Here is a 17,916-nt window from a genome sequence, read left to right on the forward strand (position 1 = left end):
GCGTCAGCGCTCCTCCCTCTCGTCCGCCGTCATCTGCGGGCGCCAGATCTCCGGCCAGTTTTCCGGGCCGATATCGACGCCGTCACACGCCGTCTTGGAGCGCTCCAGCGTGAGCGCCAGCGGGTTGCCGGCGGCGGCCTCGTTGATCGTCCAGTAATGCGCCAACCCGCAATCGCCGAGCCCGCGGCCGAGATAGACCGAGGACAACAGCTTTTCCTTGAGATCGAAATTGACGTTGTAGACGGTATCAAGAACGGTGATGCCGGCATCGCTGACATTGGGAAATTCCGCGCGGTGGAACTCGTCATCCTTGCCGACATAGAGCTGGTAGGGCTGGTTATACGCGCCGGAGGGCCCGCAGGGCAGAAGCATGATGGTGCTCTTGCCGGTATTGAAGGCGAAGGCATCCGCCTGATCGATATGGGACTGATCGGTATAGCAAGCGCTTTCGGGGTCGCTCAGATTGCGCAGGATCGAGGGCGGGAGCTCATCATAGCTGTCGATCGTCCAGACATCGACGCTTTCTGGCGGCGTCTTCTCCCCGACATCGATCAGGGCATCGGTGCGGCCGCCGCGGCCCTGCCAATCATCGATGAAACGGGCGGCATCGGAAAGCCCGGTCAGCACGATCTCCGAGGAAAACGATCCGATCCCGCCCTCATAGCGGATCGTCGCCCTGGTGCCATCGGCCATCTTGCGGAACAGCGCCACCAGCACCTCGGGCTCGTTGACGCCGAACATGCCAAGCGCATCCTCCCGCACGAGGTCCGCTATGTCGGCCGAAAATCCCGTGACGCCATCGACCGCGATGGTGATCGCGCCGGAGGCATCGCCCCGCGGCAGGAACCCGGGCGGATAAGGAATGCTGAGGGTGAGCGGGGCCGAAGGCGCGACCGAGCGCTGCCACTGGATTGCGGCCAGCGTGGCGCCGCCGCTTGCGCCGGCGGCCGACGTCAGCGAGATGTTGCAGGTATAGGCGTTGTTGCAGCTGACCGCCCAACCCTCGATCTGGCGATACTCGAACGCGCGCGCGCCGACAGGCGGGAAAGAGCAGACCACGACAACAGACGCAAGAAAGCGTATGAACATGTCACGACGCATGGCGGACCCCCGATATTTGCCAGTCAAGTATTTGCGCACCGCCCGCGCGCTCGTCATGCTTGGCCGGTTACTCGCTCCTACACCAGCTTCGTCGGCAAAAGCTAGGCCCGGCCCGGTTAGGTCACAGGCTTTGTAGACCTCCCCTCATCCAAGGGTAGCACAGGGCGAACGCTTTGACACAGTATAACCCAAACTAGTTCCGTCTAATCATCTGATTAGAGCCGGATAATACACAAATACCCGGCCGCGAACGCAACCTGAAGGTCCGATTCCAAAGTTTCGCTTGCCAAAAACCCGCAAACACCGCATTCTGTTCATGTTCGGGCATTTTGCGAGCACGGGAAGACCATATAATCTGATGCGCGCCGGAAACGCTAATTTTTCGGGCGGACCTTGATTTGGCCTGCTTTCGTTGTCCAGGCAAATCGGAACCCGCGGTAATAAAAGGCACCTTTCCTCCAAATTCGAGAAACGCCTGCGCTGCCCCTCAGGGCAAAACGAGCATCGAAATATCTGCCCCTCCATCAGCAATCGGATGGGCGAGAAAAGGACCTTGAAGCATGGCCGAAACTGGCATCGTAAAGTTTTTCAATACCGACAAGGGGTACGGTTTCATCAAGCCGGACAATGGCGGCGCGGACATCTTCGTCCATATCTCCGCCGTTCAGTCGTCCGGGCTGACGGGACTGACCGAAAATCAGAAGGTCAGCTACGACACCGAGCCGGACCGCCGCGGCAAGGGCCCCAAGGCCGTCAACCTGCAGGTCACGGAATAGGTTTCTGTTCCCTGCGCCACAACGCCTTGAACCGGCGCGCGGCAGGGCGCCGGTTTGCTGGTGGTCTGGCGGCAGACACCCCTTACGTGAGGCGAAGTATTCCCCGGTTTTGCCCATCGGACTCCTGAGGGGCGAACAAGGTTCTGACGCCTCACCTGAAACTAGCAGTTCGTGGTCATTCCATAGGCAGGAAGCCCATCCTCCAAGCGGAATTCAGTTGGCGTGCAAGCCAATCCTTTCTTCGGGCGTCATCCTCGGGCTTGACCCGAGGATCTAATCACCGCTCCGCACGAGCGGCGTTCGCGCCTTCCAATGATTTGGATTCAAATAGATTCCCCTCCCCGATACGCCTGTCGCGCTGAAACGTGCTTGGATGCTCGGGACAGGCCCGAACGAGACGGCGGCGGGTGAGGTTTGCTTTGTCAGGAGGAAAAAACCGGCCTCTCACCCGGATTCAGACTGCTGACAAACTCCTGAATCTGCAGTTTGACACCTTCCTGACCTTCCTCACAAGGGTCATGCTCGGACTTGATCCGAGCATCCAGGCGACCTAAGCCATTGAATTTGATAAGAGCTATTGCGAAGCCTTGCCGCGCTGCCTGGATCCTCGTGTCAAGCACGAGGATGACGCCGAATTTGAGGACAGGTTTCTCAACAAACTGAACCCGGCCTCTCAGCCGGGTTTCTCGTTATTGCAGATCGGCTTTCGCCATCTCAGCTATCGAGGAAGCTCCTCAGCTTCCGGCTGCGGCTCGGGTGCTTCAGCTTGCGCAGCGCCTTGGCTTCGATCTGGCGGATACGTTCGCGGGTGACCGAGAACTGCTGGCCGACCTCTTCGAGCGTGTGGTCGGTGTTCATGCCGATGCCGAAGCGCATGCGCAGCACGCGTTCCTCGCGCGGCGTCAGCGAGGCGAGAACACGGGTGGTGGTCTCGCGCAGGTTCGCCTGGATCGCGGCATCGATCGGCAGCAGCGCGTTCTTGTCCTCGATGAAATCGCCGAGATGCGAATCTTCCTCGTCGCCCACCGGGGTTTCGAGCGAGATCGGCTCCTTGGCGATCTTCAGCACCTTGCGGACCTTTTCGAGCGGCATGTTGAGCTTTTCCGAAAGCTCCTCAGGCGTCGGCTCGCGGCCGATCTCGTGCAGCATCTGGCGCGAGGTGCGGACGATCTTGTTGATCGTCTCGATCATGTGCACCGGAATACGGATCGTGCGGGCCTGGTCGGCGATCGAGCGGGTGATCGCCTGCCGGATCCACCATGTCGCATAGGTCGAGAACTTGTAACCGCGGCGATACTCAAACTTGTCGACCGCCTTCATCAGGCCGATATTGCCTTCCTGAATGAGGTCGAGGAACTGCAGGCCGCGATTGGTGTATTTCTTCGCGATCGAGATCACCAGACGAAGATTGGCTTCCACCATCTCCTTCTTGGCGATGCGCGCCTCGCGCTCACCCTTCTTGACCATGTGCACGATGCGGCGGAACTCGGCGATCGAGATGCCGGTTTCGGTCGCAAGGCTCTGGATTTCGGTCCGGAGCGCCTTGATGTCGGCACCGTCCTGGCTGGCGAATTCCTTCCAGCCCTTGCCGGAAAGATTGCCGATCGACTTCATCCAGTTCGGATCAAGCTCGGCGCCGTGATAGTGCTCGAGGAAGTCGTCGCGCTTGACGCCGCGATGGGTCGCCATGCGCAGCAGCTTGCCTTCGTTTTCAACGAGACGCTTGTTGATGTCGTAGAGCTGCTCGACCAGAAGGTCGATGCGGTTCTGGTTGAGCGACAGCGACTTGACCGCGCCGATCAGCCCTTCCTTGAGCTCCTTGTAGCGGCGCTCCTGGGCGTTGGTCAGCGTGCCGGTGGCGGCCAGACGCGCTTCCACCTGCTGGTCCTGCAGCTTGCGGAGCTTCACATAGGTCTCGGCGATCAGGTCGAGCGTGTCCATCACCTGCGGACGCAGCTCGGCCTCCATGGCGGCCAGCGACAGGTTGGATTCATCATCCTCCTCGTCGTCTTCCTCCGGTTGGATTCCCTCGCCGCCGACATCGGTGACGTCGTCGGAGCGCTTCTTGCGGGCCTGTTCCTTTTCCTCGGCCTTCTTGCGGTCGGCCTCGATCTTTTCCGGGCTCTGGAACTGCGGGGCTGCCTTGGCCTCGGGACCGGAATAGGTCGTCTCAAGATCGATGATCTCGCGCAGAAGCGTCGTGCCTTCGTTCAGTTCGTCGCGCCAGATGATCAGTGCCTGGAAGGTCAGCGGGCTTTCGCAAAGCCCGGCGATCATCGTCTCGCGGCCGGATTCGATGCGCTTGGCGATCGCGATTTCGCCCTCGCGCGACAGCAGCTCGACAGAGCCCATCTCGCGCAGATACATGCGCACCGGATCGTCGGTACGGTCGGTAGGCTCTTTCTTCTTGGTCTGCGCTACCGCCGAACCGGTCGTGGTCGCGACCTCGGTGCTGTCGCTTTCATTGTCGCTGTCACTGTCGTCGGCGCTGTCATCGGCATTGTTGTCGTTGTCGACTTCGTCCTCGTCCTCGACGACATTGATGCCCATTTCGGAGAGCATGGACATCACGTCCTCGATTTGCTCGGAAGTCACTTCCGAGGACGGGAGCACGGAATTCAGCTCATCCATGGTGACATAGCCGCGCTTCTTGGCGGCCTTGATCATCTTCTTGACGGCGTCATCGGAAAGGTCCAGGAGAGGGCCGTCGGTACCGCCTTCGCGTTCGGTTTCGGCTTCTTCGTTTTCCTTGACTTTCGTAGCCATAAATATTGTTTCCCTGACGCTTTGTCGCTGTTGCCAAGCGGCATACCGGCAAATGATTAAGGACCTCTTTTGCGAGGTCTGCCGGATTTAAAAAACCACACATGAACAGGACAGTCTTCAACGCGGCGGTTTTCGCTACCCCCGGTGAATGCTGTCCAGATCATGAAAATGTGCTGCTCACTGCCATCCGAACTGGTGATTCCCAGATTTTCGCCATCCGTCAAGCGTCAATTGTGTATTTGCGCGATTTCATATCGAAAATCCGCCGGTGAAACGCTTCTGACGATGACAGGAACCGATGCAGCTTCTCTGTCGGCCCTAGAAACGTTAATTTAGATTGCTTCGCCGCAAATACAAGTGGCGGCTGAAAGGAATCGGTTCGGACGCATCCCGAAATTGCCGCTTGAAGACCCCTTATCCGCCCGCTCCGGACTTTCCGCCGCGTCCCGACATCAGGCCGAAACCGTCGATCTCGGCCTCCTGGTTGTCGATGCGGGCAATTTCGTTCTGAACCGAAACCAGCGCCGGCATCAGTTCGGCCAGCAGATCCGCATTGCCCTCCTCCGTCGCCTCCGCGATCTCGCGTTCCAGCTCGCTCTTGTGGCGGGCCAGCGAGCGGGCGCGGTTATGCAGCGCCAGCGCCTGATGGTAGACCTCGCGGACATCCTCAAGCGCGGCGTCGGGCCCGGCGATCCAGTGGACATTGCGGCCGACATGGGCGGCGATCTGATCGACAAGGCCGGCAAAACCCGCCTCCTCCAGCCGCTGCCGCAGCTTTTCCCGCCCCATGTCGGGGCGCGAGGCTTCGGCCAGAAAGGCCGGCCAGAACGCGCGCATCTCCGCTGCCTCGAAGGAAAGCGTCGACACGCTGTCGAAATCCTCGCGCACCAGTTCGGGATGCGAGATCAGGCAGAACACGAGCTGGCATTCGCGAAAGGTGAGATTGCTGGTAACCGGGCGCAGGCTCGCAAGCGGCGAGCGCGACAGGCGTTCGGACGCCGAGAGAAGGCCGTTGCCGCGCGGCGCGTTGAACCGCCCGCCCCCCTTGGTGGACCCGGAAAAACTGCCCCTGCCGCCGGCAAAATTCCCGCCGCCGCGCGACGGGCCCCGAAACCGCTGATAAAGCCGGTTGCGGAAATCTTGCTGGTAATGTCGGCGCACGCTTTCGTCCGCAATCGTCGCCACCAGCGCGTTGACCCGCGCCTCGATCGCCGCCCGCCGCTCCGGCGTCTCGCCGGCCTCCGGGCTGCCTGCCTCGCGCTCGAACACGGTGTCGGCCAGCGGACGGGCCTGGGCGATCACGGCGTCAAACGCCTGGCGTCCGCCCTCGCGCACCAGATCGTCGGGGTCCTTGCCGCCGGGAAGCAGCGCGAATTTCAGCGAATGGCCAGGTTTGAGCATCGGCAGCGCCAGGCCGGCGGCGCGCTCCGCGGCGCGGATGCCGGCGCCATCGCCGTCAAAGCACAGCACCGGCTCGCTGGTCATCCGCCAGATCAGTTGCAACTGGTTTTCGGTCAAGGCCGTGCCGAGAGGCGCGACGGCGTTTTCGATACCGGCCTGATGGAGCGCGATCACATCCATATAGCCTTCAACGGCGATGATCGTCTTTGCCCCCTCCGCGCCGGAAAGCGCGCGGCGGGCGCGGGCGAAATTGAACAGAACATTGCCCTTGTGAAACAGCTCTGTTTCGTTGGAATTGAGATATTTCGCCGGCGCATCCGGGCGCATCGCCCGGCCGCCAAAGGCGATCACCTGCTCGCGCGATGACAGGATCGGAAACATGATCCGGTCGCGGAAACGGTCATAGGAAACGGCGATATCCGGCCCGTGGACCACCAGCCCGCAGGCCTCGATCTCCTGCTTCTCGACGCCCTTCGAGGCCAGAAATTCCTTCAGCGCATTGCGGCTTTCCGGCGCGTAGCCGAGCCGGAACGTGTCGATCGTGCGCGCCGAAAGGCCGCGTTCGCGCAGGTAAGCCCGCGCCTTTGCCCCTGCCCCGGTCTGAAGCTGATCCTGAAAGAAGCTTGCGGCAAGCTCCATGACGTCGACCAGGGTGCGGCGCTTTTCCTCGCGCCGCTCGGCCTGCGGGTCGCGTTCCGGCATCGCAACGCCCGCCATATCGGCGACGCGCTGCACGGCTTCGGGAAAGCTCATGCCATCGAGATCGGTGAGGAAACGGAAATGATCGCCGGAAACCCCGCAGCCGAAACAGTGGTAGCGGCCCTTGCGGTCCTCGCAGTGAAAGCTCGGGGATTTTTCGCCGTGAAACGGGCAGCAGGCCCAGTAGTCGCCGCGCCCGACATTGGTCTTCTTGCGATCCCACGTGACCCGCTGGCCGATCAGCGCCGAGATCGGCACGCGGTCGCGGATTTCATCAAGAAAGGATGGCGGAAAACGCATGAGGTCCTCGGGTGTGCCGGCAGGCCTGACAGCCTACAGGCCCCGCAACGGTTTAGCGGGCGCGGGGCGGGTTATCCCCCATATCCACTGCTGATATCCACAGCGGTCCGGCAACGGAATGCTATTTCAGCATGTCCTTGACCACGCCGGAGGCCTTGGAGAAGTCCATCTGACCGGAATAGCGGTCCTTCAGCGTTTCGATGCACCTGCCCATGTCGCGCAGACCCTGCGCGCCGGTCTCCTCGACCACGGAGGCGCAGACTTCGCGGATCTTGTCCTCGGGCAACTGGGCGGGCAGGAATTCGCGAATCACCGCCATTTCCTGACGTTCCTGTGCAGCGAGGTCGGGCCGGCCCTTCTCTTCGTAGAGGCGGGAGGATTCCTTGCGCTGTTTCAGCATCTGGAACAGAATCCCGGCGATATCGTCATCGCTGACGGGGTCCTTGCCGTTGGCACGATGAGCCAGGTCGCGGTCCTTGATGGCCGCGTGAACCAGTCTCAATGTGCAGAAGCGTACCGGATCTTCCTCTTTCGAAGCGTCTTTTTGTGCAAGTGCGAGTTTATCGCGCAACATTCATTCACTCCTGGCAACGCCATCTTCAAGGTACCGCATCGACACATGCCGAATGGCGGCGGCGTTTACCGAATACCGGGGCTGCGATCAAATCAAATCTTCGGGCGCGTCATTTATTTTGAGCAGATGCCACAAGTCTGCCTTAAGAGCAATTGACCCGCAAGCGCGGTTTCTCTATTTTCCCGCAACCGCATCAAAAAGTGGCCTACCCGAACGCAGCTTGCCCGCGAACCCTTTGGCTCGGGCTCATATATAGGATCGGGACAGGGCCCGTTCAATCGGCCCCGGGCCGGCGACTAGCAAGGAATGATCATGACTGCCCCATGGACACAGGAAACGCCGACGGCCGCGCTGGTTCTGGCCGACGGCACGGTAATCTACGGCAAGGGCGTCGGCGCCACAGGCAGCGTCGAGGCAGAGGTCTGCTTCAACACCGCGCTGACCGGCTATCAGGAAATCCTGACCGACCCGTCCTATCTCGGACAGATCGTCACCTTCACCTTTCCGCATATCGGCAATATCGGCGCCAATGGCGAGGATATCGAGGATCTGGTGCCCGCCGCCCGCCGCGGCGCGGTCGGCGCGATCTTCAGGGCCGATATCACCGCGCCCTCCAACTACCGCTCCAGCGAAGACCTCGACACCTGGCTGAAGAAGCGCGGCATCATCGGCCTTTCCGGCATCGACACCCGCGCGCTGACCGCCTGGATCCGCGAGCATGGCGCGCCCAATGCCGTGATCGCCCACGAGCCGTCCGGCAAGTTCGATCTCGACGCGCTGAAGGCCAAGGCGAAGGCGTGGGGCGGACTGGAAGGTCTCGACCTCGCCATCGAAGCCACGTCCGGCCAGTCGTCGAAATGGGACGAGAAGCCGTGGGTCTGGAACGAAGGCTATGACACGCTCGCCGAAGCTGACGCCCGCTATCACATCGTCTGCGTCGACTACGGCGTGAAGCGCAACATCCTGCGCCTGTTCGCCGGTCTCGACTGCAAGGTCACGGTCGTGCCGGCCAAGACCTCGGCGGAACAGATTCTGGCGCTTTCGCCCGATGGCGTGTTCCTGTCGAATGGCCCGGGCGATCCGGCCGCGACCGGAGAATATGCCGTGCCGGTGATTCGCGCGCTGATCGACAGCGGCCTGCCGATTTTCGGCATTTGCCTCGGCCACCAGATCCTCGCGATCGCGCTCGGCGGTAAGACCACAAAGATGCATCAGGGCCATCACGGCGCCAACCATCCGGTGAAGGACTACACCACCGGCAAGGTCGAGATCGTGTCGATGAACCACGGTTTCGCGGTCGATTCGGCCTCGCTGCCGGAGGGCGTCGCGGAAACCCATGTGTCGCTGTTCGACGGCTCCAATTGCGGCATCGCGCTTGCCGGCAAGCCGGTCTTCTCCGTCCAGCATCACCCGGAGGCATCGCCCGGTCCGCAGGACAGCCACTACCTCTTCCGCCGCTTCATCAATCTGGTGCGCGAGAAGAAGGGCGAGGCGCTGCTGGAAGAGCGCGCCTGAGCACTATCGGGCCCTAGCGGCCCCTCGGCGTCCGCTTCCGTTTCGCGGGCGCCATCCCCTCTCCGGGGTCACCCTCGGGTCAAGTGTAAAGCCCGGAGACATCCCTGACAGGTGTTCGGAGACATGCCTGACAGTTATTCGTCTTTGTTAAGGTCGATGAGGGCGACTTGGTTTGCTGCGAAGAACACGCCATGTTGGCCGTCGGTTTCGAGGGGTCTGATTGCCAGCATTTCCCCTTGAAAGGCCTTCGGCACACGCCATGCCTTGCCGTTGAATGCGACATAGGCGTTTGTGCTGCTGACGCGCCTGACGATCTCGCCTGGGTCATAGACGGGCTCGGGAACAGTGGCGGGAAAGCTGCGGGGCGACGGGCTGTAGCGGCTTGCGGGCACGGCCATGGCGATGCCCTGATGCGGCCGATGATGGTTATAGAGGTCGCGCCAGCGATCAAACGCCCTTTGCGCCTGCCTGAAGTCCGACAATGGCTGGAAGGCGAGAACTTCAGCCTTGAAACTGCGGTGGAAGCGTTCGTTCTTGCCGCGTCCCTGCGGATGGTAGGGGCGGGCGTGAATGAGTTCTACCCCCAGCTTGAGGAGCCAGACGCGCAAGCGTGTCCAGCCGTGCTGAACGCCGTTCCCCACGGGTTGCCATTGTCGGTATAGATCGCCATCGGCAGCCCATGGTGACGAAAGATGCGTTCCAGCCGACTGCGAACCGTCATCCTCCGTTCGTCGGCGCAGGCCTCAAGTCCGAGGGCAAACCGCGAATGATCATCGAGGACGGTGAGCGGATGACACCAGCCCCCGAGACGAGTTGAAAACGTCCTTTGAAGTCCATCTGCCATAGCAGGTTTGGCGCTTCGCGCTCGAAACGTCCATAAGCCGGGCCCGCGCCCTCAGGCGTTGTGATCCGCTTGTGTCGAACCAGGATGGCATGGACTGTCGAGGCCGCCGGCGGATCGGTCCCCATACGCTCCAGCATCCACGCAATCTTGCGGGCGCCCCAGGCCGGATGCGCATCGCGCACCTCAAGCACCGCCTGTTCAAGCGCCTGACCGGTGCGCCGCGGGCTCGCGTGCGGCCGCCGCGAGCGATCCTGCACCCCCTCGCCAGCCCTGACACGCTTCAGCCAGACATAGCCCGTCTGGCGAGAAATCCCGAAGCGCCGGCACAATTGCGAAATATTCGCGCCCTCAAGCGCACAAAGCCGGCAAAACTCCAACCGCTGATCCACCACAGACTTCGTCTCCCACCCCATCAAAACCTCCCAGATTGCAATCCGAGAAGTGTCAGGCATGTCTCCGAACATCTGTCAGGTATGTATCAAGGCTGTACACTTGACCCGAGGGTCCAGGCGGCTTTTTCCGTGTGGTCTGGATGCTCGCGTCGAGTACGAGCATGACGCACCAGAGGGTAGCGGAGCGGCCGCTACGCCATCCCCTCAACCGCCGCCCTCCCCGGCGGCCGCGGCAATCTCCGCGCCCTTGCGGTGGCCATAGCGCAGGCTCCACGAGATCATCAGCGCGAAAACCACGATCCACATCGCCTCCGAGACCACCAGGAATATATCAACCGGCAGCAGCGGAATAAGCAACGCGCGCGCCGTCGCCTCGCAGATCAGCACGACCGCCCAGGCGATCGTCATCCGGCGCATCAGCGCCCGGTAGGGCGGCGAGACCGCCCAGAGTCGGTTGCCGTCCTCGCGCTCCTCCCCGCCCTTTTCGGTCGCGAAGTAGAATACCAGCGGCCGCGGCATCAGGAGCGAGCCGGCGAATACCAGGCCGATGAAGCCGGTTATCAGCGAATTTTTCAGAAGCGCCAGATAGGCGCTGTTGAAATAGAGGCTGCCGACGAGCGAGGCGAGCGTCGCCGCAAGCGTGATCACGCTGACCGGAGCGAGCCTGCGGTTTCTGACATAGGTGATCAGGATCACCGCGATCGGGAAGATAGAGCCGATCGCCAGCGCGTGGACGGTGGACAGGCCAAAATGGCGGGCGATCAGAAACGCCACATAGGGCAGGACCGCGCCGAAGATGATGTCGTTTCGCATGCCCTCTCCCGCCTTCCCCCGCAGGGTCTAGAAATCGCCGTCGAAGATCAAGATAACGTAAGCGAAGAATACCGCCAGATGCACCACGCCCTGAAGCGAATTGGTGCGGGTGCCGACGAAGGTGACGATGCTGATGGCGAGCGACAGTGTCAGCACCACAACGCCGGCCGGGGTCAGGCCAAGCTCGATCGGCAGGCCGACGAAATGTGCGGCGATCAGCACCGCCGGCACCGTCAGCCCGATCGTCGCCAGCGCCGAGCCGAGACATATGTTGACGGCGCGCTGGAGCTGGTTCTTGCGGGCGGCTTCCAGCGCCGCCAGCGCCTCCGGCGTCAGGATCATGATCGCCACGATGAAGCCGCCAAGCGCCACCGGCGCGCCGACCTGGGCAATGCCGAAATCGACATAGACGGCGAGCTTCTTCGACATCAGCACCAGCGGCAGCAGGGCCAGCAGCAGGCCCGCAGCATGAAAGCCCGCGCTTTTCGGGCGGAGATGATGGTGATGCGCATCCGGCTCCTCGTCGCCATGGCGCGGCTGCTGGAAGCTGACGGGGTTCTGCACCGTCTGAAACAGCAGGAAGATGCCGTAAAGCACCAGGGAGATCACGATCTGAAACACGGTCTGAAGCGTCGACAGCCCACCACCCGGCGCCGACGAGGTGAAGCTCGGCAGGATCAGGCTGGTGATCGCCACCGGCAGAAGCACGATCAGATAGGCATTGGCGCCGGAGAGGTTGAACACCTGCAGGCCGTGCCGCAGCCCGCCGATCAGGAGGCTGAGCCCCACAAGGCCGTTCAGCACGATCATCAGCACCGAAAACATGGTGTCGCGCGCAAGCGTCGGCACGTTGTCCCCGGTCAGCATCACAGCCGTGATCAGCGCCACCTCGATGCCGATCACCGAAAGCGTCAGGATCAGCGTGCCAAGCGGCTCCCCGAAGATCGCCGCCAGACATTCGGCGTGATGCACCACCCGGAACACCGCCATCAGCATGACCACGAAGATCACGGCAAGCACAGCGAACGAGGCCATCGTCCCAAGATAGTCGGGCTTCAATGAATTGCCCGCGAAGGTAAACAGCAGGAACGCGCACCAGATCAGCACAATCGGCCATTCGCGCCAGAGTGCATTCTTGTCTGATGTCACGGATGAGCCTCGCAGGTGATGGATTGCGCCGGAAACGCGGCGAGATCAATTCACCATTTTAAGCCTGTGCGCGCAAGGGCGGACGATGAGGCAACCGCCCGTAAAATGTCCTCAAAGCGTCCCCTGCCCGGCCCCTCGGCGGGTCGGAGTGCCCCTCAGGCAAGACGCCGAACCGAGTGCCACAACCAGCCCTTTTGCATTTTCTCTAAATAAATCATGTAAAAATATATGTATAAACCGAAATAAAATCAACTTTACCGAATTTAATATTTAATATATACGAATATTTAGGGGAAATATACTACAGGTAAATGATCATGAGGGAAAATACGAAATTAGTATTTATTGACAATGATAATCATGATTTCTGGGCGTCCGGAAATCACGGCAGCAGCATATCGTTCCTCGGTGAAAAATTACTTGTATCCTGGTCCCACAAGCATGCGCGTGACGGCCAATCCTCCGCCATCTATGCTTCATCGGCGGACCCCGTGGACTATGCCTGGCGACCGCTGGCGAAAATCGCGGACAATGGCGAAGGCGGCGCTGTTTCCAAATATCCGGCCACCAACCCGGTGTTTCATTGCGATGCCGGGAAGATGCGCCTGTTCTGGCAGATGACCAGTGACGGAACCCAGGCAAGCGCCCAGCTTCGCATGCGCGCCGGAAACATGTCCGATGCCTTCGACAGCATTCATTCGGTGGGATGGACCACGCCGGTCGATGGCGACCCTTTGACGACATCGGTGAGCGGCGATGATTTCCTCAATGCCGCCGCAGCACTCTATCCCAACGCCTGGCCGCTTCTGAACGGCGCGTTCGAGCCGAAAAAGAGTTTCGAGAAAGCGCCGTCGTTCAGCTCCGAGAAGGGACACAATCTGGCAGCGCCGGACGTGGATGCCGCCGCAATCGACGCGATGATCGATGCACTGTTCGCCAGGATAAGGGAATTCGACAACACCTATCTCAAGGACGTCAAGCAGCAATTGCTGGAGAACAGGCCGGCGCTCGGCCCCATACTGGACAGGTTACGCAGGTTTTCCGACATCCTGCGGTTCTTCGATGCGCTGCACGCGCATATGAGGAGAAACACGCTCATCGTGTTCCTGTACATGGTCTACGACACCTACAACATGGTCGTCATGCGGCTCACGGTGTTCAACATGTTCAGCCCGGATCGCTATGAACGGGGCTGGCAGACGCGGTCCCAGCCGCAAAAGATCAGGCTGGAAAACGGCGCCGACCGTCTGCTGCTTCCGGTCCACTCCGACGTCGTCAACCTCTCGGTCGTGCTTTACTCGGACGATGACGGGGCGAACTGGCACTATGCCGAAACGCCGATCCTCGGCCGCGGCACCATCGAGCCGAGCATCGTCCAGCGCCCGTCCGGCAAGCTCACGGCCTTTCTGCGCACCAAAGCGCCGGATTTGTATCTCGACCGCATTGCCGTGAGCGATTCCTGCGATTACGGGATCACCTGGTCTCCGGCCGTGCCGATCCTCAATGCCAGCATCAAAAGCCGAGATTCCGGCATCTCGGCCCTGTCGTTGAAGTATTCGCGATTCGACCCGTCGCTCGGCCCGTTCGTCGTGGTCTACACGCCCGACGAGGATGGCCGGGACCTGCATCTTTGCGTCGGGTTCTTCGGCACGACAGCGGGCGGCGGCAACCGGCCGCTCGCCTGGCTCGAACCCGTCTGCCTGGAGCAGGCGGACAAGGACTGCCGGATCGGCGACCCTTCCGTCACGGAGGGAGACGACGGAACGCTCTATATTTCATGCAGCTACCGCGTTTCCAACGGGGACGGCGTCAGCGAAAAAATCTGCGTGATACAATATGACGGCCTCAGAGGCTGAGGCCTGTCCCGCCGATCAATGCGCCGCGGCCTCGCGCGCCCGCGCCAGTTCAGCAAGGTCGGCGGCCTTGAGTTCCACCGATTCGCCGCAGCCGCAGGCCGAGGTTTCGTTGGGATTGCGGAACACGAAGCCGGTTCTGAGCTTGGTGACCTCGAAATCCATCTCGGTGCCCAGCAGGTAAAGCGAGGCGGCGGGATCGACCCAGACCTTGGCGCCGGCATGTTCGACGGTGTCGTCGCCAGCCTTCGTGCTGTCGCTCGTGACGAGGTCCACCGCATATTCGAAGCCGGCACAGCCGCCCTTCTTGATCGATATGCGGATACCGAGCGCATCCGGCCCGGCATTGCCGGTGATTTCGTTGATGCGGGTCGCTGCCGCATCTGTGAGGGTGATGACCTGAAAGCCCATTTCCATTCTCCATCAACATCCGGGTTCAAGGCCCGGCGTTAGAGGTGCATTGCATCAGCGCGCGAAGGCGGCGTCAATAGGCGCTCTGCATGTCTAATCGAGCTGCCTGCCGAAGCCTTTCCTTCCATTCTGCGTCATCCTCGGGCTTGACCCGAGGATCTAATCCCGTCTCAATACGAGCGGAGTGCCGGGTCGCATTCTGCCTTGCCAGTCCTCGCTCGAACAAACCCGCGCCTCATTCCCGGCCCGGTGGTTGGATCCTCGGGTCAAGCCCGAGGATGACGCCCGTGGGTTGGGCTGCCACCAGGGAGCAACGCAATTAAGTAGGCATTGGCCGCCTGCCCTCTTGCTAACTCAATACCAGCCCACGGCCACCTTGGCCTCTTCCGACATCCGGTCGGGCGTCCAGGGCGGATCGAAGGTCATTTCGACCTCGACGCCGGAGACGCCTTCGACCGTGCCGACGGCATTTTCGACCCAGCCGGGCATTTCGCCGGCGACCGGGCAGCCGGGCGCGGTCAGCGTCATGTCGATCTTCACCACCCGGTCGTCATCGACATCGATCTTGTAGATCAGGCCCAGCTCGAAGATATCGGCCGGGATTTCCGGATCATAGACCGTCTTCAGCGCGGAGATGATGTCGTCGCTCAGCCGCGCAAGCTCTTCCGGGGGAATGGAAGAGGCAGTCGCGCCGGCCGTCTGGTCTTCAGTCTTTTCCTCGACACTCATGGCAATCCTCTTTCAGGCCGCTTTCGGCCCCTATCAGGCAAAGAATGTGCGCGCGTAATCCAGCGCTTCCACCAGCGCGTCCACCTCCGCGCGAGTATTGTACAGGCCGAACGAGGCCCTGCAGGTCGACGTCACCCCGAAACGCGCCAGAAGCGGCTGGGCGCAGTGGGTGCCGGCGCGAACGGCGACGCCGCGCCGGTCGATGATCGTCGAAATATCGTGGGCATGCACGCCTTCGATCGCGAAGGAGAAAATGCTGCCCTTTTGCGCGGCATTGCCGATGACGCGCAGCGCATTGACATGACCGAGCTGCTCCCGGGCATAAGCCGTCAGGTCAGCCTCGTGGGCGGCAATCGCCGCGCGGCCTGTCCCTTGCATATAGTCAAGGGCAGCGCCCAGTCCAATAGCCTGGACGATCGGCGGCGTGCCGGCCTCGAAGCGGTGCGGCGGCTCGGCATAGGTGACGCCATCCATCGTGACATCGGCGATCATCTCGCCGCCGCCCTGGAATGGCCGCATCTCGGCGAGCCGGTCATACTTGCCGTAGAGCACGCCGATGCCGGACGGGCCGTAAAGCTTGTGACCGGTCATCACATACCAGTCGCAATCGATATCGCGGACATCGACCGGCAGGTGAACCGCGCCCTGCGAGCCATCGACCAGCACCGGGATATCGCGCTCATGCGCGATCCGGCAAACCTCTTTCACATCGACGATGGTGCCGAGCGCGTTCGACATCTGGGTGATGGCGACGAGCTTGGTGCGCTCGGTCAGGCATTTCTCGAAGTCCTCGATATGAAACTCGCCATCGTCATCCACCGGCGCCCAGACCAGCTTGACGCCCATGCGCTCGCGCAGGAAATGCCAAGGCACGATGTTGGAATGGTGCTCCATGATCGAGAGCACGATCTCGTCGCCCTCTTTCAGGTGCTCCATCGCCCAACCATAGGCAACCGTGTTGATCGCCTCGGTGGTGTTGCGGGTGAACACGATCTCGTTCACCGAACCGGCGTTCAGGAAGGCGCGCACCTTCTCGCGCGCGGCCTCATAGGCATCGGTCGCGGCATTGGAGAGGAAATGCAGGCCGCGGTGCACATTGGCGTATTCATGGCTGTAGGCGTTCGAAACCGCCTCGATCACGACCTGCGGTTTCTGCGCCGACGCGCCATTGTCGAGATAGACCAGCGGCTTGTCGCCATGCACGGTGCGCGAGAGGATCGGAAAATCCTGCCGGATCTTTTCAACGTCATAGGTGGAGGCCTTAGTGTCCATAACCGATGAACCCCGTCAATGTCCCTTCCGGATCGCGGCGCCGGTCACTCATGGCGATCGAGCCAGTCCGCGATGATCGCCTCTACGGCTTCCGACAGCGCTTCGTTCTCGAGCTCTTCCACCACTTCGGCGACGAAAGCGTGGATCAGGAGCCCTTCGGCCACCTTGCGCGGAATGCCGCGCGCCATCAGGTAATAGAGATGGTTCGGGTCGATATCGGTCACCGTCGCGCCATGGCCGCACTGCACGTCGTCGGCGAAGATTTCCAGCTCCGGCTTGGCGTTGAACGACCCGAAATCGCTCATCAGCAGCGTGTTGCACGACATCTTGGCATCGGTCTTCTGGGCATCGGGCGCAACCCGGATCAGCCCCTGGAACACGCCCCTGGCCTTGTCGAACACCACATTGCGGATGATCTCGGTCGAGGTCGTGTTGGGCACGTTATGGCCGAGGTCGAAGGTGATGTCGGTATGGGTCTCGCCGCCGAGCAGGTTGACGCCGCGAAGCATCAGGTCCGCGCCCTCGCCGACAACCGCGCAATCGATCTCGTGGCGCACCAGCTTGCCGCCGGCATTGACGATCAGCAGCTTCAGCTTCGCGTTTTCGCCGAGTTCGATCTTCAGCTTTCCGAGATGGGTGTCGTTTGCGCCCTGGCTCTGCATCACCACATAGGTAATCTCGGCGTCCTTGCCGAGCGTCAGCGCCGAAAGGTTGCTGACGAGCGCCGCAGCGCCTGCCGGCGCGACATGACGTTCGATCACCGTGCCGGTCACGCCCTCGGCGAAGTTCAGGCGATTGCGGGTATGCACCTGCCCGCCGCCATGCACGGCCTGCAGCTCCAGCGGCGCTTCGAGCGAGGCCGCGATATCAAGCACGTAGCCGTCGCTGACCAGCGCGCCATTGATCCGGCCGATCGCGTCATCGGCATGCGACAGCGCAAACCGCACCGTCTTGTCGCCGCCCGAAAGCGCGTCGGAGACCTTTCGGCGCTCGACGCCATCGATCTCGGGCGCGGAGCCCGCGCGGCCCTGCACCAGCGGCAGAACGGCGCTGCCTTGCAGCAGGGCCGGCAGCGGGTTCACCGCCTCACCGGCATCCTCAGGCACCGTGCGCAACAGGTTGCGCAGGTCGGTGTAATGCCAGGCCTCGATCCGCCGCGTCGGCAGGCCGGTCTTGCGCAGTTCGCCGGCCAGCCGGTCGCGTTCCGTCGTTACATCGGCATTGCCGGGCAGCGAGCCGGAGAGCCGCCCGAAGGCGGCGACCAGCGCCTCCTCGGCAGCCGTCAATGTTATCTTGCTTTGCACATTCATCACAACGCTCC

Annotated in this window: 13 protein-coding genes and 1 pseudogene; 3 read left to right on the forward strand and 11 right to left on the reverse strand. The window is 61.7% G+C overall.

Annotation, left to right across the window (positions count from 1 at the left end; all coding sequences use genetic code 11):
• Positions 1–3 precede the first annotated feature (3 nt).
• Complete coding sequence (locus Mame_RS17160; RefSeq protein WP_157624567.1) at positions 4–1,101, reverse strand: DUF1176 domain-containing protein; 1,098 nt, start codon at positions 1,099–1,101, stop codon at positions 4–6.
• A gap of 560 nt (positions 1,102–1,661) precedes the next feature.
• On the opposite strand from Mame_RS17160, the gene Mame_RS17165 reads away from it, so the two are divergent.
• A complete protein-coding gene (locus tag Mame_RS17165) occupies positions 1,662–1,877 on the forward strand; it encodes a cold-shock protein (protein ID WP_018066559.1) in 216 nt (71 codons plus the stop codon).
• A gap of 714 nt (positions 1,878–2,591) precedes the next feature.
• On the opposite strand, the gene rpoD is transcribed toward Mame_RS17165, so the two are convergent.
• The 3 genes from rpoD to Mame_RS17185 form a co-directional block, all read right to left on the reverse strand.
• Positions 2,592–4,643, reverse strand: coding sequence for an RNA polymerase sigma factor RpoD (gene rpoD / locus Mame_RS17175; protein ID WP_018066561.1), 2,052 nt, complete (start codon positions 4,641–4,643; stop codon positions 2,592–2,594).
• A gap of 414 nt (positions 4,644–5,057) precedes the next feature.
• Positions 5,058–7,043, reverse strand: a complete 1,986-nt coding sequence (gene dnaG, locus Mame_RS17180; protein ID WP_018066562.1) for a DNA primase — start codon at positions 7,041–7,043, stop codon at positions 5,058–5,060.
• Between the two features lie 121 nt (positions 7,044–7,164).
• On the reverse strand, positions 7,165–7,617 hold the full coding sequence (locus Mame_RS17185) for a GatB/YqeY domain-containing protein (protein ID WP_033410820.1): 453 nt from the start codon (positions 7,615–7,617) through the stop codon (positions 7,165–7,167).
• Positions 7,618–7,923: 306 nt separating this feature from the next.
• Between Mame_RS17185 and carA the strand changes: the two genes are divergently transcribed.
• A complete protein-coding gene (carA, locus tag Mame_RS17190; protein ID WP_018066564.1) occupies positions 7,924–9,132 on the forward strand; it encodes a glutamine-hydrolyzing carbamoyl-phosphate synthase small subunit in 1,209 nt (402 codons plus the stop codon).
• Between the two features lie 90 nt (positions 9,133–9,222).
• Here carA and Mame_RS17195 read toward each other — a convergent pair.
• The 3 genes and pseudogenes from Mame_RS17195 to Mame_RS17205 all read right to left on the reverse strand — a co-directional run.
• Positions 9,223–10,389, reverse strand: a pseudogene (locus Mame_RS17195) (IS481 family transposase); the annotation flags it as partial.
• Positions 10,390–10,572: 183 nt separating this feature from the next.
• The gene (locus tag Mame_RS17200; RefSeq protein WP_018066392.1) at positions 10,573–11,181 is read right to left on the reverse strand and encodes a VC0807 family protein; all 609 of its coding nucleotides are present in this window, start codon (positions 11,179–11,181) and stop codon (positions 10,573–10,575) included.
• A gap of 27 nt (positions 11,182–11,208) precedes the next feature.
• A complete protein-coding gene (locus Mame_RS17205; protein ID WP_018066391.1) occupies positions 11,209–12,330 on the reverse strand; it encodes a calcium:cation antiporter in 1,122 nt (373 codons plus the stop codon).
• Between the two features lie 317 nt (positions 12,331–12,647).
• On the opposite strand from Mame_RS17205, the gene Mame_RS17210 reads away from it, so the two are divergent.
• Entirely contained in the window at positions 12,648–14,186 is a 1,539-nt protein-coding gene (locus tag Mame_RS17210) for an exo-alpha-sialidase (protein WP_169929168.1), read from the forward strand.
• Positions 14,187–14,201: 15 nt separating this feature from the next.
• Here Mame_RS17210 and sufA read toward each other — a convergent pair whose 3' ends face one another.
• From sufA to sufD, 4 genes are all read right to left on the reverse strand, one after another.
• Positions 14,202–14,594 carry a Fe-S cluster assembly scaffold SufA gene (gene sufA / locus Mame_RS17215; RefSeq protein WP_018066389.1) on the reverse strand — a complete coding sequence of 131 codons (393 nt, stop codon included), beginning with the start codon at positions 14,592–14,594 and terminating at the stop codon, positions 14,202–14,204.
• A 354-nt stretch (positions 14,595–14,948) separates the two neighbouring features.
• Positions 14,949–15,323, reverse strand: a complete 375-nt coding sequence (locus Mame_RS17220) for an SUF system Fe-S cluster assembly protein (protein WP_018066388.1) — start codon at positions 15,321–15,323, stop codon at positions 14,949–14,951.
• A 33-nt stretch (positions 15,324–15,356) separates the two neighbouring features.
• On the reverse strand, positions 15,357–16,595 hold the full coding sequence (locus Mame_RS17225; protein ID WP_018066387.1) for a cysteine desulfurase: 1,239 nt from the start codon (positions 16,593–16,595) through the stop codon (positions 15,357–15,359).
• A 44-nt stretch (positions 16,596–16,639) separates the two neighbouring features.
• Positions 16,640–17,905, reverse strand: a complete 1,266-nt coding sequence (sufD, locus tag Mame_RS17230; RefSeq protein WP_018066386.1) for a Fe-S cluster assembly protein SufD — start codon at positions 17,903–17,905, stop codon at positions 16,640–16,642.
• Between the last annotated feature and the right edge of the window lie 11 nt (positions 17,906–17,916).

This window comes from Martelella mediterranea DSM 17316 (assembly GCF_002043005.1).
Classification (GTDB): domain Bacteria; phylum Pseudomonadota; class Alphaproteobacteria; order Rhizobiales; family Rhizobiaceae; genus Martelella; species Martelella mediterranea.

Bases quoted from the DNA above. Each gene is read 5' to 3' on its own strand.
- Mame_RS17160 (WP_157624567.1), bottom strand. From the start codon at position 1,101: ATGCGTCGTGACATGTTCATACGCTTTCTTGCGTCTGTTGTCGTGGTC.
- Mame_RS17165 (WP_018066559.1), top strand. From the start codon at position 1,662: ATGGCCGAAACTGGCATCGTAAAGTTTTTCAATACCGACAAGGGGTAC.
- rpoD (WP_018066561.1), bottom strand. From the start codon at position 4,643: ATGGCTACGAAAGTCAAGGAAAACGAAGAAGCCGAAACCGAACGCGAA.
- dnaG (WP_018066562.1), bottom strand. From the start codon at position 7,043: ATGCGTTTTCCGCCATCCTTTCTTGATGAAATCCGCGACCGCGTGCCG.
- Mame_RS17185 (WP_033410820.1), bottom strand. From the start codon at position 7,617: ATGTTGCGCGATAAACTCGCACTTGCACAAAAAGACGCTTCGAAAGAG.
- carA (WP_018066564.1), top strand. From the start codon at position 7,924: ATGATCATGACTGCCCCATGGACACAGGAAACGCCGACGGCCGCGCTG.
- Mame_RS17200 (WP_018066392.1), bottom strand. From the start codon at position 11,181: ATGCGAAACGACATCATCTTCGGCGCGGTCCTGCCCTATGTGGCGTTT.
- Mame_RS17210 (WP_169929168.1), top strand. From the start codon at position 12,648: ATGAGGGAAAATACGAAATTAGTATTTATTGACAATGATAATCATGAT.
- sufA (WP_018066389.1), bottom strand. From the start codon at position 14,594: ATGGGCTTTCAGGTCATCACCCTCACAGATGCGGCAGCGACCCGCATC.
- Mame_RS17220 (WP_018066388.1), bottom strand. From the start codon at position 15,323: ATGAGTGTCGAGGAAAAGACTGAAGACCAGACGGCCGGCGCGACTGCC.
- Mame_RS17225 (WP_018066387.1), bottom strand. From the start codon at position 16,595: ATGGACACTAAGGCCTCCACCTATGACGTTGAAAAGATCCGGCAGGAT.
- sufD (WP_018066386.1), bottom strand. From the start codon at position 17,905: ATGAATGTGCAAAGCAAGATAACATTGACGGCTGCCGAGGAGGCGCTG.